Origin of the sequence: Streptomyces sp. 351MFTsu5.1, assembly GCF_000383655.1 — a bacterium.
GTDB classification, from domain to species: Bacteria; Actinomycetota; Actinomycetes; order Streptomycetales; family Streptomycetaceae; genus Streptomyces; species Streptomyces griseorubiginosus.
Map to the genome: position 1 here is coordinate 305,367 of NZ_KB911779.1, position 14,059 is coordinate 319,425.

Here is a 14,059-nt window from a genome sequence, read left to right on the forward strand (position 1 = left end):
AGACCCGGCGCAGACCCAGCGAGCCTCACGCAAACCCACCAGACCGAGTGCGCGGCGGGCCGTGCCTGCTCGCGCGAGATCGCGAAGAACGGAGGGGTGTGGGAAGGAAGCCACAGCAAGGCAAGGGCGAGGATGCCTACGGGCAGTTGACGGGCGCGATCGGCGTCGTAGCGATTGCCTTCGGTGTCCTGGCCGCCATCAAAGACAAGTTGGGCCTGTCCTGGCCGGCCACCGTCCTGGTCACTACCGGGGCGCTGGTCGTGCTGGGCTATCTGGCCTGGAAGATCCGCACCGGCATCCCGCGCCTGTGGGCACATCGCCCACAGCCTCAGGCCGCGGCCCCGCAGGCAGCGTTCGCGCAGGAAGCCCCCGCCGTATGGCAGGGAACTCCTGATCAGGCCGCCGCAGCGGGGCCGGTTCCGCCAATGCCTGCCGGGGCTCCCCCGGGCGGGAACGAGGGTCACGCGCACCTGACCATGCTGCTCAGCAGGGTGGGGGCGATCGGCAGGGACGAACAAGTCCGCGCCGAACACGCCACCATCGAGACTTTGCCGGGCATCGGCACCGTCTACGACTTTCAGATGCCGGAGGGGCGCACGCACGACGACGTCGCGAAACGGCTCGACCGGATCGCGTCGATGTTCGGCGTCACCCGCCTGCACCTGAAGCTGGAGACATCCCGCCGCAGCGAGCGCCATGTGCGCCTGCTGGTGCTGAACGAGCCTCCGTTCAGCACGGCGTTCCCCACTCCTACCCGGCAGGAGATCCAGTCGTTCGCGGGGGTTCCCCTCGGACACGAGGTCACCGGCCGGCTCGCCGGGGTGCCGACGTTCGACAAGGCGTCCCTGCTCATCGCGGGCATGACCCAGATGGGCAAGACGACCCTGGTCAACGGCCTCATCACCTGCTTGCTCATCGCGTACGGCGACTTCGATCTGTATCTGCTCGACGGGAAACTGTGCGGGCTGACCAAGTTCGAGAAGCTCGCTGTGCGTTATGAGGCGTCCGACGATCCGGCTGTTCTGGAGGACATGCTCGATGAGCTGAACTCCCGCGTGGACCGCCGGTACACGCAATTGCAGGACGCTATCCGTAACCGGCAGCCTGCACCGGTCTTCAAACCGGTGTTCTTCATCGTCGATGAGGCTGCCGACTTCTACACCGACAACGGAACCAAGGAATCGAAAGAGCAGGTTCGCCGGGTAGAGGACAAGTCGCGGTCCCTGGTCTCGAAAGCCCTGGAATCCGGCATCGCCACGGTGATGCTGACACAGCGTCCGGCCAAGGATGCGATCCCGGTGAAGGTGCGGGATCAGTTTCTGTACCGAATGTGCCTCTACGTGGCATCGGAGGGCAGCGCCAAGGTGGCTCTCGGGGATTCGTACTTCGACACGGTCGCCCCGATCCACCCGGCGCTCTTGGACCCGGACGTGAAGGGTCAGGCGGTGTTGTTCGCCAACGGCTCTTCCACCCTGCTCCGGGGTTTCAATTTCGCGGATGAGTTCATCTGGGAAGTGGTCGATGAGGTCCACGCCCGACGCGAAAAGGCGATCCCTGATTCCCCACTGAAGCAGGCAATCGAACTGATGCGGGAGGCCGGGGTGGACTTCATGTCCACACCCGACCTGGCCCCGGCTCTTGGAATCACGGAAACCGATCCGACCGAGCGCGGAAAGCAGCTCTCGCGGCTCCTGGGAGGCGTTCCGGCGGGCAAGACCGCGCAAGGCCGCGGCTACCGGCTGGCCGACCTTACCGCCGCCGCCATGGCCGCCGTGTGACCGCCACGGGCACCGCCTGACCACCGCCATGCCACCGCCACAACCGCCACCCCATGGCGGTGACGTGGCGGTGCCAGGCCACGGTGTGGCGGTGCCCTGACGGTCCGCCATGGCGGTCCTGACCAGCGCAGACGATCACAACCCCAGAAAGGAGGCAGGAAGCCCGTGCGTGCCTCTACAGCCGTCACGATCGGCGTAGGCGCGACCGCGGCCGTCGCTGTGGCCGCGTGCCTGCAAGCAGTGGGCGACGATCCCGCGGGATCGCTGCTCAGCCTGTCCGTGCCGAGTCAGTACAAGGCCCTGATCCAGGCGGCCGGCAGCACTTGTCCAGCGGTGACGCCGAACCTGCTCGCCGCGCTCCTCACCCAGGAATCCAACTTCAACCCGAAAGCGCGCTCGCAGGTCGGCGCGGAAGGCATCGCACAATTCATGCCGTCCACGTGGCAAGCCCACGGCATCGACGCAAACGGCGACAACAAGCGCGATGTGTGGGACCCCGCCGACGCGATCCCCTCGGCAGCCAAATACCTCTGCTCCATCGCCAAAGAAGTCGACGACGTTCCCGGCGATAAGCAGTCCAACATGCTGGCCGCCTACAACGCCGGAAGCGGAGCCGTCCGCAAATACGGCGGAATTCCCCCCTACAAGGAAACACAGAACTACGTCCAGTCCATCGAAGCACTCGCCAAACAGCCCTCCAGCGGAACGACGGCAACCGCAGATCAGGGCGTGACCGCGCTCAATGCGGCGTACGCGATGCTCGGTACGCCGTATTCGTGGGGCGGTGGAACGGCGAGCGGTCCCAGCACGGGAATCTGTTGCTCGCCGATGGGCCGCTCCGGAACGAACATCACCGGTTTCGACTGCTCCGGGCTCACGCTCTACGCCTACGCGGAAGCCGGAATCTCGCTCCCGCGTACGGCAGCACAGCAGTACGCGACTTCCGAGCCCATAAAGCCGGAAGACGCCCGCCCCGGCGATCTCGTCTTCTACGGAAAGACCGCCGCAGGAATTCACCACGTCGGCCTCTACATCGGCGGCGGCCACATGCTCAACGCCCCCCGACCCGGCGCCAAGGTCCGCATCGACCCCCTGGACACCATGCCCGACCTGTACGCCCTCGCCCGCCCCGTTCCCCAGCAGAACCAGGAGATCTAACCCGATGAGCAAGCTCCTCATCCTCGCCAAGCCCGTCGACATGTCCGGCGGCTTCAAGGACTTCTTCGCCACCATCGGCATGACCGGTGGCGGCCTGGTCGTCAAGGGCATCGCCGCCGTGATCGCGATCATCGCGCTGCGCATGCTGCTTCAGACCTCCAGCGACCCCAAGGGCGCCCTGCGCAAGGGATCGATGGCGATCGGCACGCTGTTCGTCGCTGTCGTCCTCGCCCTGTACGGCGACACCCTGTTCTCCACCGTCACCCAGGCCAAGGGCTGACGCCCATGGCGGAGAACGAGAGCCATTGCAGCAGCGCACTCGCCAAACCGATGCGCGAGATCTGTGAGGAAGACTGGAGGCGCTCTCACGGCGGCGGCACCGGAGGCGGCATCACCGGCGGCGCCTCCGACAACGTGCGGGACTTCGCAGAGAGCGTCATCAAGAAGATCATTGCGCTGGTCGCGCCGAAGGACGCGTGGGCACCGAAGAGTGCGGACAGTGCCCTCTACGAGCCGTTCCTATGGCTTGGACAGCACCTGGCCGTTGCAGTCTTCGTGTGCGTGGTCGTCGTGTGCGGCCTGACCGCCTGGCAGGGCGCACCGCGCCTGCGCCAGATGGGCGCATCGACCGGATGGACCCTGGCGGCCGTCGCCGGAATGGCGACGGTACCGGGGACGGTGATGATGCTGAACAAGGCCGTGAGCGCCGCGTTCACGACCGCGTTCAACAGCAACGAGAGCACGCTGTTCAAGGTCATCCTGAACGACCTCCAGCAGGGCGCGGACAAGGACGTGCCACTCGCCAAGCTGTTGACCGTCTCCGCTCTCGTGGTGGCCCTCGCCCCCGCGGCGCTGGTGTTCATCACCCGCAACCTCGGCATCCTCGCGTTCGTGTGCATGGCCCCGCTCGTGCTGGCCTCGCTGGCACGAGGGGGCGACACGACGGCCGTGAAGACGTGGACGATGCGCCTGCTCGGGCTGATGTTCTGCCCGTTCGCCCTGATCCTCGTCTCCCCGTTCGTCCAACTTGCCCACGGCTCACTCGTGGTCGACACCGTCTTGTTGCTCGCGGCGGACGCCCTGATGCTGCGCATGGTCTTCCACGGGATCCCGTACTTCGGGCCCAAGGTCGCGCGCGGCGCCCGGACCGTCGTGGAACGGCGCACCGACAACCGGGTAGCCCATGCAGTCGTGCGGGCCGGCGCCCCGGACGTCTACGAGCAGGAGAACGCTCCGCGCCCGCGGCGCACCGTCAACACTCCGGGCCGCGCCGTGCACCAGGACCGCGGGGTCCTGCTCGCCGCGTACGGCGTCCGGCAGCAGCAGAAGAGGTCGGGACGTCCTACCCCACAGTCCGCTGCCGCGCACGCGGCCGAACGCTCCGACCGCAGTGCGCAGATCAAGGCGGCCCGGAGCCAGGTGCGGGCGTCCGGCTCGCCGCCGACCCCTTCCCCCGCCGCCGCTCCGAGCAGTCCGGCCCCTGCTCCCGCAACGGGGGCCGGTCGTCCTTCCACCCCGTAGCGAGCCCCCCGGCCGGGCCCGGCGTTCTTCTCATCCCACCCGATCGCGGGATGAGCGGAGTGCCGGGCCCGGGGCGGTTCGCCCCTCAGACTTTCGGAGGTTCTTCCGATGTACTCCCTGACGCCCGGCTACCGCATCCCTGCTCTCCAGCGCGGACTGAGCCCCTGCGAGACCCTGCTGACCCGGGTGAACGCCGGCGTCGGGAGCGCTGTCCTCGCGTCCGCGATGATCTCCCCGCCCCCGCTGTGGGCGTTCGGTGCGATCGGCGCGGCCGGAGCCCTGCTCAACCTCGCCCCCGGTCCCCGCTCGATGGCCCGATGGGCGGCCGTCGGCTACCGGCACCTTCGCGAGGGCACCGCGCCCATGGCCATGACCGGCCAGCCCGGCGCGACCGCGACGTGGGCTCTGTACCCGGGCCACGGCACCATGCAGGACGACGCGCGCCGCATCGCCTTCCATGAGGCGTTCTCCAAGGCGCTGACGTTCGCCGGCGGCCAGGCCCGCCAAGCAGGCGTGCAGGTGCACGTCACCCATCATGCCGCGGTCGGCGAGTTCACCGACCACACCCAGACGATCTCTGTGCACGTCCCCAAGGGGCTGGTTGGGCAGCCGGACCGGTTGCTGGCCACGCTGGAGGGCGAGTTCGCTCGCCTGGGAACGCTCGCTCACGTTGTCCCGGATCCGCTGCCTGCCGTGGTTGACCGCGGTTCCGGGTGGGTGGGTCTGGAGGACGGGCGGTTCGCGGCCACGGCCCGGGTGACCGGCTGGCCGGACGAGACCGGCGGGGACCTGATGGGCAAGTTCCTGCTCGACGACCAGGCACAGCGCTCATTCGCGGTCCTGTACCGGCCGCTCCCCGCGGGGCAGTCCCGCAGGTCGGCGAAGTGGCAGGCCGCGGCGAGCGAGGCGTTCACGGCCGACAAGGTCAAGCAGGACGCCCACCAGATCGCCAGCGGCACCACGCACGGCGCCCTCGTGCAGGGCGCCACCCTCGTGGATCTGGACGCCTACCTGACGGTGTGGGGCGACAGCCCCGGAGCCGTCATCGACGCTCGCTGGCAGGCATCCCTTGCGGCCGATCGGCACCGCATCGTCCTTGACTGGCTTCCCGGCCAGCAGCACCGCGCCCACGTGATGACCACCCCGCACGGCGCTTCCACCCGGAAAGGGGCGATCCTGTGATCCGCCTGCCCTCCAACCACGCCGCGATCACCGCACCCCTCATCGCCTCCAACACTGCCTTCCCCGGCATCCCGATCGGCCGCTCCCTGCTGGACGGCCGCGCCTTCCACCTCTCGCCCGTCCTGACCAACGCTGCGATCCTGCCGTCCACGAACTCGCTCGCGCTGGGAGGTCTCGGCTCCGGCAAGTCCACGACCGCCAAGGCCCGCATTCGCCGCGAGATCCTCGACAACGCCCACCAGGCCGTCGTCATCGACTCCTTCGGCGAGGACAGTGCGAGCGGCGAGTGGGCCCCGCTGGTCCGCGCACTGGGGGGCCGGGTCATCGAGGCCGGCTCCTTCACCCTCAACCCGTGCAGCGGACTGTTCCCGCGCGAGGTCCGCGAGCAGCTGGTGCGCTCCCTGATCGCCGCTGTCGAGCCGGGCGCCCTGACCCATCAGGCCGCCCACGCCCTTCAGCACGCCCTCGCCCACCCGAAAGCGACCTCGCTGAACGGGCTGGTCGATGCGCTGGTGGCACCGGAGGACGGGCGGTGGCCAGCCGCCAAGCTGACCGAGTGGGGCGAGGGCGCAGCGATCGCCCTGTCCCGCTACACCGAAGGCTCTCTGACCGGCCTGTTCGACGGCCAGGACGCCAGCCTGCCGGAGACGGACCTGCCGATCCTGTCGTTCGACTTCACCAAGCTGGACCGCAACAGCCCGGCGATCCCGTCTTTGATGGCCGCGATCTCCTGCTGGGCAGAGCACGTGTGGCTGCGTCAGTCCACCGCCGTGCATCGCCACCTGGTGCTCGAAGAGGCCTGGCAGATCCTGCTGTCCCCGGCCACCAGCGAACTCATCCAGCGCCTGCTGAAGAACAGCCGCAAGGCCGCTCTGTCGCTGGACGTGGTGATGCACACCCTGTCCGACCTCGGACAGGGCAAGGCGCAGGACCTGGCCCGGCTGTGCGAGATCGCCCACGTCGGACGCCTGGGACCGGAAGAGGCCGCGATCGTCGGCGCCCTGCTCGGACTTCCCCAGACGCTCATCGACATCATCCCCACCCTCGAACCCGGCCAGGCGGTGTGGAAGGTCGGCCCCGACTACGTCGACGTCGTCCACACTCTGCTCGATGAGCACGAGATCGCGCTGACGGACACGTCGTCACGGCGCCGCATGGCGCAGCAGGGGACGTCCGTCGAACAGAACACCACGGCCACCGAGCAGGTCACGGAGCCGAGCGAAAACGCCGGCGTCGTTGTCGACTCGGATGATCTGCACGCACCGTTCACCGCAGCCGATGACACCTGGGACTGGGAGAGCCTGCCGCCGAACGTCATCGGCGCTCTCACCCGGCACGAGAGCGTCCTCCAGGCCGCGTTGGACGGCCACTTCGACCAGGCCTGTCAGGTAGCCGCCCTCTACGAACGCGAGGACATCATCGCCCACGGCCTCAACTCCCCCCAGGCGCTTGCCTGGTGGGAGACCCGCGCGCAGGTGGCCGATCTGCGCGGGGAGCACGGACAGGCCGTGCAACTGCGCGCTACCGTCGCCCACATGGGCTCCGACGACGCTGCATGGTTCGAGAAGACCGGCGACAGCACGTCCCCGCAATGGCACCGCGGCCCCCAGCCGTATGCCCCCGAACCTCAGACCACCGTCCCACCACCGCCGCCGCGCGCCCGGCGGCGGTGGCCCTACGTCGCCGCGATCGCGGCCCTGGGCATCACGATCGCGGGCGTCTACCAGTACGCGGCCGACGACCAGGCGCAGCAAGAGCGCCAGGCCAAGGCCGCCGCCTACAAGGGCCGCTCCGGGGCAGCCCTTCAGGTCGACGGTGTCAACGCCGACCTGGTCGCCCACTGGAACAGCAACCGGGACCATGTCTTCCTGGAACTGCGCTCGTACGCGGACCGCAACGCCAAGTACCTGCGCATCGACGCCTCCGGCAAGACGGCACAGACCACACGGGGCAACGACCGCTGGTTCCCCAAGGCGCCTGAGATCGACCTGCCGGTCACCGACCCCCTCGCGGACATCACCGTCCGCGTCTCGGTCGGCGGCAAGACCTGGAAGGACGGCGCCCGCGCACAGTCCCGGACCATCCGCCTGTCCCCGACCGGCATCGCGTACGACGCAGAGACCGGAACCAAGCTCCCTTCCGATCTCTGACGCGCGTTCCTCCAGCACAGCGCAGGGCCCGTATCCCACCAGGGTGCGGGCCCTTTCTCATGCGCCCGGATGCTCCGCCTGATCCTCGCCCTCCCGCACACGGGGGCGAGGACCGGACAGGCCACCCGGCCGCCCGCACCATCCCCGAGACAAGGAGAACCCGCTTTGGCGCACATACACGGCACCAACAACGACTTTCCGTTGCGGCGCTTCCTGTACCCGTTCGCGATCGCCGGCGCATTCATCGCCGGCGGATGGGGACTGGCCGCCGCTGTGGCCTGGCTGCTCGACGTCGCCGCCCACAACGCGACCGTCATCGCCAGCGCCGCCGGACCCGTCGGGGTCGGCGGCATCATCCTCAAACTCGCTTGCTCCAAGTAGCCCAGGACGCAGCCGTGTTCGAGATCCGCGTCATCTGCGAGCCCACCGACACCGACCGCGTCAGCCGCGCTCTGGCCGCCGCGTTCGACACCGGACCCGCCCGCCAGTACCCCACCCGCGACCGCAAGCGCGTGCGCCTGTACTTCACCGCCGACCACCAGCCCACCAAATCTGAGAGCGAGTGACCATGTCGTTCGGAGAAACCCCGATCACCCTTGTCGGCAACCTGACCGACGACCCCGAGCTGAAGTTCACCGAGGGCGGCGCCGCGCTCGCCAAGTTCACCGTCGCCGTCACCCCGCGCACCTTCGACCGCACGTCAAACGCGTGGAAGGACGGCACCACAGCCTTCTACCGCTGCGCCGCCTGGCGCACCCTCGCCGAACACATCGCCGACAGCCTCAAGAAGGGCTCACGCGTCGTCGCCAACGGGCGGATGCGCCAGCACGACTGGACCAACGAGCAGGGCGAGAAGCGCTCCATGCTCGCCGTCGAGATCGACGACATCGGCGCCTCTGTCCGCTTCACCACCGTGACCATCAACGCCAAGCGCACCGGCCAGAACACCCCCGCGGGCGATGACCCGTGGGCCACCGGCAACAGCTCCGGCGGAGCCGCGGCCGACGCCGAACCCCCGTTCTAGCTGCGCCAAGGGCGGCCCCCTCGTCTCGCCAAAGTCGCGGGGCCGCCCTTGTCCACCCACCAGTCAACTGACCTGTGGAGGTCTCCAGCATGACCCACCCCACCGCGATCGGGCGACTGCTCGCCCCGTCCGAACCCATCCGGGTATTGGACGCGTTCTGCTGCATCGGGGGCGCCACTTACGGATACCGGCGCGCGTTCGGCCCCGACTGCCACATCACCGGCGTCGACATCCAGGCACAGCCCGACTACCCGGGCGACGCCTTCCACCAGGGCGACGCCATCGACTTCATCCGCGCCCACGGCCACGAATACGACTTCATCCACGCCTCCCCGCCCTGCCAGGGCGAAGGCGCACCCAGCAAGGGCACCAACAAGGCGCGCAACGCGGCGATCGGCCGCACCTACCCCCGCCTCATCGCGCCCACCCGGGCCGCCCTGGAAGGCACCGGACGGCCGTACGCGATGGAGAACGTGCCCGGCTCCGAAGTCCGCAAGGACATCCGGCTGTGCGGGGAACAGTTCAGCCTCGCGGTGCTCATGCACCGCTACTTCGAACTCGGAGGCTGGACCACCGTCCGCCCGGCCCACCCCAAGCACCGCGGCTACGTACGCGGGTGGCGCCACGGCGAGTACCGCGAGGGCCCCTACGTCGCCGCGTACGGCGAGGGCGGCGGCAAGGCCACCGTGGACGAGATCCGGGCCGCGAAGGGCATCGACTGGTCCACCGACCACCGCAGGCTCCGCGAGGCGCTGCCGCCCGCCTACACGGAATGGGTCGGCCGCGCCTACCTCGCCGCCCTCGCACCCGGGCGGGAGGCGGCGGCATGAGCGAGCCCCTCACCGTCTCCCTGGACACCCTGCACCTGCTCGCCGCCGCCCTGCTGTGCGGCGAGCGGGGCTGGCCCGTCATCCCGCTGGTGCCGGGCGCCAAGCGGCCCACCGGGCACCCCGAACGTGACTGCCCCCGCACCGGACGCTGCGCCGGCGGGCACCGCACCCCCGAACAGCGCGCCACCACCGACCCCGAGCTGATCCACACCGCATGGGCGCATCACCCGTACAACGTCGGGATCGCGACCGGACCGGCCGGCCTGCTGGTCGTCGATCTGGACATGCCGAAGGAGGAAGAACCTGAAGGAGCGCCTGACGGCGCCACTTCTTTCAAGGCGCTCTGCGAGCGCCACGGCCAGCCCTACCCGCACACCTACCAGGTGCGGACCCCGAGCGGGGGCCTCCATCTGTACTTCACGGCCCCGAGTGGGGTGCGGTTGAAGTGCAGCGTCAAGCGGCTCGCCCCGAACATCGACACCCGTGCCTGGGGCGGCTACGTCGTCGCCGCGGGCAGCACCACCCCGCAGGGCGCCTACGAGGTAGCCGAGGCGGCCCCGGTCGCCGCGCTGCCCACGTGGCTGGCCACCCTGCTGACCGAACCCGCGAAACCTGCCGAACCGCCGACGCTCGCGCCGGTGCTGGACGGCAGCAAGGCCGCGCGCACGGCTCTGGAACGGGAGTGCGCGGTCATCCGAGCCGCTCGCGAGGGCGGCCCGAACGGGCGCAACAACACCCTGCACCGCAGTGCGTGCAAGGTGGCCCGGTTCGTCGCCTGGGGACACATCGACCGCCACACGGTCGAACAGGCAATCCAGGCGGCGGGAGAGTCGACGGGACTGCCGGCTGCCGAGTGCCGCACCACGATCCGCAGCGCCATGGAGTGGATCGTGGCGAACGCGACACCGCGGGAGGTCGCGTGACCACCAACCACTCCCCCCGCCTGGATTGCCTCATCCCCGCCCCCGACGGGCCGCAGGACGCCCTGCCCGCCCGTGTCGGAGCAGGCGAGGGCGGCCGACAGAAGGTCGCCCGAAGGGCGCCCTTTCAGCTCTTCCCCACGATCCACCGAACCTCATGCACGACCTGTAATTCCGGAAGGAGGAACGCCGCATGACCGGCTCGCAGAACCCGATGGACGGCGCCGCGCTGCTCGATGAGGTGGAAGCGTTCCACCGCAGGTTCAACGTCTTCCCTACCGAGCACGCCTACGTCGCGGTCGCATTGTGGGACGCCCACGCGCACCTCATTGACGCATTCGACGGCACCGCTCGCCTCGCGTTCCTCTCTCCCGAGCCCGGATCGGGCAAGTCCCGTGCGCTGGAGATCGTGGAGACCCTCACCCCGCGCGCGGCCACCACCGTCAACGCCTCTGCCAACGCGCTGTTCCGACTGGTAGAGGCGGACGGAGGTACCCCGACCCTGCTCTTCGACGAGATCGACACCGTGTTCGGCCCCAAGGCCGGCGGCAACGAAGAGGTCCGCGGGTTCCTCAACTCCGGTTACCGGCGTGGCGCCAAGTCCCTGCGCTGCGTCGGCGACGGCTCCAACCAGAGCACCGAGTGGTTCTCCTCGTTCTGCGCGGTCGCCATGGCTGGCTTGGGCTCCCTCCCGGACACGATCCTGACCCGCTCCGTGATCATCCGTATGCGCAAGAAGGCCCCAAACGAGAAGGCCGAGCCGTACCGCCGGCGCGTCCACGAAAAGCAGGGCCACGCACTGCGGGACCGGCTCGCCGACTGGGCCACCGCCATCCATGACGAGGTCGCCGCGGCCTGGCCGGAGATGCCCGAGGGCGTGTCAGACCGGCCCGCCGACGTTTGGGAACCGCTCCTGGCGGTCGCCGACGCTGCTGGCAGCCACTGGCCCGAGCGGGCCCGCAGCGCATGCGTCGCGCTCATCAAAGCCGCTGCCCAGGGTGATGAGGCATCCCTCGGGGTGCGACTACTCACCGATCTGCGCGACCGCGTGTTCTGCGGGGCCGATCGCATGCCAAGTGCCGCCATCCTCGAAGTCCTGCTGGGACTCGATGACGCCCCGTGGGCCGATATGAGCGAGGACGGGCAAAGCACCAAACCGCTCACCGCACGCGGCCTGTCCAAGCTCCTGAGCCAATACGTACGTCCCGACAACACCCCCATCAAGCCCCGCGGCATCCGCGTCGGCAGCGGCACCCCCAAGGGCTACTACGCGGAAGACCTCCACGACGCCTGGACCCGCTATTGCCCCCCTCCCCCCGAGAAGTCCGCAACATCCGCAACGTCCGCAACACCGCAGGTCAGCGAGGGTGAATCTGTGGCGGAAGACCCCTCCGAGAGCCGCCACGTGTCCGCGGAAACCGACACACGGCAACTCCGCATCGCTGGCTGACCAGCCGCAACCGCGTCGTGCCGCCGCGCACCCCGCGCGGCGGCACCTATCCGCAACACAACCAGCATCCGCCACAGATCCAAGCCGCTGACCAGCAATGTTGCGGTGTGGCGGATGTTGCGGATTCCCCAGAAGGCCCCAGACGAGGAGTCGCAACAATGGCTCGCCCCAAGATGCTCAAGCTCTCCGAAGTCCTCGAAGAGATCGACATGAGTCGCGCCGCCTTCTATCGGATGCGTGCGCGGGGCAAGGCCCCGAAGTTGATCAAGCTCCCCAATGGCCAGCTCCGCTGCCGCCGCGTCGACCTCGACGCGTGGTGGTCGTCCATGGAAGACGCTGCCGCCTGACCACCTCCCGCACACCCAAGACACGAGGGGCCCGCCTCCGGCAGGCCCCTCTGGAGTTCATATGGCACTGACCTACGACGTTCGCCTCTACGCGATCGAGGTTCGCAAGGATCGGCCGAAGTCCTACCGCGTGCGCTGGCTGGTCGGGGAGCGTAAGCACTCCAAGAGCTACGCGCTGAAGGTCCAAGCCGAGGGGCGACGCTCGGAGCTGATGTCTGCCGTACGGCGCGGCGACCAGTTCGACGAGGAGACAGGCCTCCCCGTCTCGGAGTTGCGCGCCAAGCAGAGTTCCGTGACGTGGTACGAGCACAGCCGCGCGTACGTCGACCGCAAGTGGGCGCTGGCCCCGGCGAAATCGCGGAAGAACTACGCCGATGCGCTAGCCACCATCACTCCTGCGCTCGTAAAAACACAAGCGGGAATGCCCGATGCCGCGCTCATGCGACGCGCGCTGTACGGGTGGGCGTACAACCGGAATCGTTGGGACGAGACCCCACCGGACGATGTGGCTCGTGCCCTCGCCTGGATCGCCAAGCACTCCATGCCGGTCACTGCGATGGAGGATCCCGCAACCGTCCGTCTCGCTCTGGACGCGCTGTCCCGACGGCTGGACGGCAAAGAGGCATCGCCGCGCACCGCAAAGCGCAAGCGGGCCTGCCTGAGCGACGTCCTTGGACTCGCCGTGGAAAAGCAGTACTTCACCATGCCGGTCAACCCGATCACGGTCGTGAAATGGATCGCCCCGAAGTCGGTGGAAGCGGTGGACCCCGAGAGTGTCGCCAACCCTCGCCAGGTCCGCGCCCTGCTGGCTGGGGTGCGTGAGCAGGGCCCGCGGGGACGGCACCTGGAAGCGTTCTTCGGGTGCCTGTACTACGCCGCCATGCGCCCTGCCGAAGTCGCTGGACTGCGGATGAACCAGTGCCACCTCCCGGAGACGGGGTGGGGGATGCTCACCCTGCGACAGGGAGTTGTCCGCGCCGGACGAAGTTGGACCGACGACGGCACGGCGCACGAGACGCGCCACCTCAAGGCCCGCGCGAAGAATGACTCCCGTCCAGTACCGATCCCACCGCACTTCGTCCGCCTCCTACGAGAGCACATCGCCACTCACGGGACGGCACCCGATGGCCGCCTCTTCCGGACGAACCGCAACGGCGTTCTACAAGAGACCGGCTATGGCGAGGTGTGGGCCAAGGCCCGGAAGGACGTGCTCACCGAAGCGGAGACGTCCTCGCTGCTGGCCCGTCGTCCCTACGACCTCCGTCACGCCGGCGTCTCGTTCTGGCTCAGTTCCGGGGTGGACGCCATGGAGTGCGCCCGCCGAGCCGGACACAGCATCGCGGTGCTGCACAAGGTGTACGCCAAGGTGCTTGACCAGACACGCGAGCGTGCGAACAGCCGGATCGACGCAGCGCTTCGGGAGTGGAACGAGCCAGAGTGACCATGCTCACCCCCGGGGGACACCTGGGGGACGCGCACTGATCAACAGTGGGATATGGGCGGTACGAGGTGAGACACGTCCACGTCCCGGCCACGGCGAATCGAACGGCGCGGGCAACGCAGAGACCCCCTCTCACCAGGCGATTAACCTGGTGAGAGGGGGTCTCTCTCAGCGTGGCGGCGCCAGGATTCGAACCTGGGAAGGCTGAGCCGGCAGATTTACAGTCTGCTCCCTTTGGCCGCTCGGGCACACCGCCGG

Annotated in this window: 14 protein-coding genes and 1 tRNA gene; 14 read left to right on the top strand and 1 reads right to left on the bottom strand. The window is 68.8% G+C overall.

What is annotated here, in order from left to right:
- Positions 1–98: 98 nt before the first annotated feature.
- From H295_RS0113450 to H295_RS0113515, 14 genes are all read left to right on the top strand, one after another.
- Entirely contained in the window at positions 99–1,778 is a 1,680-nt protein-coding gene (locus H295_RS0113450; protein WP_020135858.1) for an FtsK/SpoIIIE domain-containing protein, read from the top strand.
- A 165-nt stretch (positions 1,779–1,943) separates the two neighbouring features.
- Positions 1,944–2,936, top strand: a complete 993-nt coding sequence (locus tag H295_RS0113455; RefSeq protein ID WP_020135859.1) for an NlpC/P60 family protein — start codon at positions 1,944–1,946, stop codon at positions 2,934–2,936.
- A 4-nt stretch (positions 2,937–2,940) separates the two neighbouring features.
- Positions 2,941–3,216 carry a hypothetical protein gene (locus H295_RS0113460; protein WP_020135860.1) on the top strand — a complete coding sequence of 92 codons (276 nt, stop codon included), beginning with the start codon at positions 2,941–2,943 and terminating at the stop codon, positions 3,214–3,216.
- 5 nt (positions 3,217–3,221) lie between these two features.
- The gene (locus tag H295_RS0113465; protein ID WP_158691046.1) at positions 3,222–4,457 is read left to right on the top strand and encodes a hypothetical protein; all 1,236 of its coding nucleotides are present in this window, start codon (positions 3,222–3,224) and stop codon (positions 4,455–4,457) included.
- Between the two features lie 108 nt (positions 4,458–4,565).
- A complete protein-coding gene (locus tag H295_RS0113470; protein WP_020135862.1) occupies positions 4,566–5,639 on the top strand; it encodes a hypothetical protein in 1,074 nt (357 codons plus the stop codon).
- Positions 5,636–7,789, top strand: a complete 2,154-nt coding sequence (locus H295_RS0113475; RefSeq protein ID WP_020135863.1) for a hypothetical protein — start codon at positions 5,636–5,638, stop codon at positions 7,787–7,789. Before H295_RS0113470 ends, H295_RS0113475 begins: the two co-directional genes overlap by 4 nt.
- 165 nt (positions 7,790–7,954) lie before the next feature.
- Complete coding sequence (locus H295_RS46665; protein WP_020135864.1) at positions 7,955–8,170, top strand: hypothetical protein; 216 nt, start codon at positions 7,955–7,957, stop codon at positions 8,168–8,170.
- Positions 8,171–8,184: 14 nt separating this feature from the next.
- The gene (locus tag H295_RS47510; protein WP_020135865.1) at positions 8,185–8,355 is read left to right on the top strand and encodes a hypothetical protein; all 171 of its coding nucleotides are present in this window, start codon (positions 8,185–8,187) and stop codon (positions 8,353–8,355) included.
- Between the two features lie 2 nt (positions 8,356–8,357).
- Complete coding sequence (gene ssb, locus H295_RS0113490) at positions 8,358–8,813, top strand: single-stranded DNA-binding protein (protein ID WP_028809326.1); 456 nt, start codon at positions 8,358–8,360, stop codon at positions 8,811–8,813.
- Positions 8,814–8,902: 89 nt separating this feature from the next.
- The gene (locus H295_RS0113495) at positions 8,903–9,643 is read left to right on the top strand and encodes a class I SAM-dependent methyltransferase (RefSeq protein WP_020135867.1); all 741 of its coding nucleotides are present in this window, start codon (positions 8,903–8,905) and stop codon (positions 9,641–9,643) included.
- Positions 9,640–10,566, top strand: coding sequence for a bifunctional DNA primase/polymerase (locus H295_RS0113500; RefSeq protein WP_020135868.1), 927 nt, complete (start codon positions 9,640–9,642; stop codon positions 10,564–10,566). The genes H295_RS0113495 and H295_RS0113500 overlap by 4 nt, the downstream gene beginning before the upstream one ends.
- A gap of 190 nt (positions 10,567–10,756) precedes the next feature.
- Positions 10,757–12,013 carry a DUF3631 domain-containing protein gene (locus H295_RS0113505; protein WP_020135869.1) on the top strand — a complete coding sequence of 419 codons (1,257 nt, stop codon included), beginning with the start codon at positions 10,757–10,759 and terminating at the stop codon, positions 12,011–12,013.
- Between the two features lie 158 nt (positions 12,014–12,171).
- On the top strand, positions 12,172–12,360 hold the full coding sequence (locus H295_RS0113510; RefSeq protein ID WP_020135870.1) for a helix-turn-helix transcriptional regulator: 189 nt from the start codon (positions 12,172–12,174) through the stop codon (positions 12,358–12,360).
- A gap of 61 nt (positions 12,361–12,421) precedes the next feature.
- Positions 12,422–13,801 (top strand): tyrosine-type recombinase/integrase, encoded by a 1,380-nt coding sequence (locus H295_RS0113515; protein ID WP_020135871.1) that lies wholly within the window; start codon positions 12,422–12,424, stop codon positions 13,799–13,801.
- Between the two features lie 174 nt (positions 13,802–13,975).
- On the opposite strand, the gene H295_RS0113520 is transcribed toward H295_RS0113515, so the two are convergent.
- Positions 13,976–14,057: transfer RNA gene (locus tag H295_RS0113520), tRNA-Tyr, on the bottom strand.
- Positions 14,058–14,059 lie beyond the last annotated feature (2 nt).

What these genes read in the sequence shown, in the direction of transcription:
- H295_RS0113515 (WP_020135871.1), top strand. Translation starts at nt 12,422, where the DNA reads ATGGCACTGACCTACGACGTTCGCCTCTACGCGATCGAGGTTCGCAAG.
- H295_RS0113500 (WP_020135868.1), top strand. Translation starts at nt 9,640, where the DNA reads ATGAGCGAGCCCCTCACCGTCTCCCTGGACACCCTGCACCTGCTCGCC.
- H295_RS0113460 (WP_020135860.1), top strand. Translation starts at nt 2,941, where the DNA reads ATGAGCAAGCTCCTCATCCTCGCCAAGCCCGTCGACATGTCCGGCGGC.
- H295_RS0113510 (WP_020135870.1), top strand. Translation starts at nt 12,172, where the DNA reads ATGGCTCGCCCCAAGATGCTCAAGCTCTCCGAAGTCCTCGAAGAGATC.
- H295_RS0113470 (WP_020135862.1), top strand. Translation starts at nt 4,566, where the DNA reads ATGTACTCCCTGACGCCCGGCTACCGCATCCCTGCTCTCCAGCGCGGA.
- H295_RS0113465 (WP_158691046.1), top strand. Translation starts at nt 3,222, where the DNA reads ATGGCGGAGAACGAGAGCCATTGCAGCAGCGCACTCGCCAAACCGATG.
- H295_RS0113505 (WP_020135869.1), top strand. Translation starts at nt 10,757, where the DNA reads ATGACCGGCTCGCAGAACCCGATGGACGGCGCCGCGCTGCTCGATGAG.
- H295_RS0113495 (WP_020135867.1), top strand. Translation starts at nt 8,903, where the DNA reads ATGACCCACCCCACCGCGATCGGGCGACTGCTCGCCCCGTCCGAACCC.
- ssb (WP_028809326.1), top strand. Translation starts at nt 8,358, where the DNA reads ATGTCGTTCGGAGAAACCCCGATCACCCTTGTCGGCAACCTGACCGAC.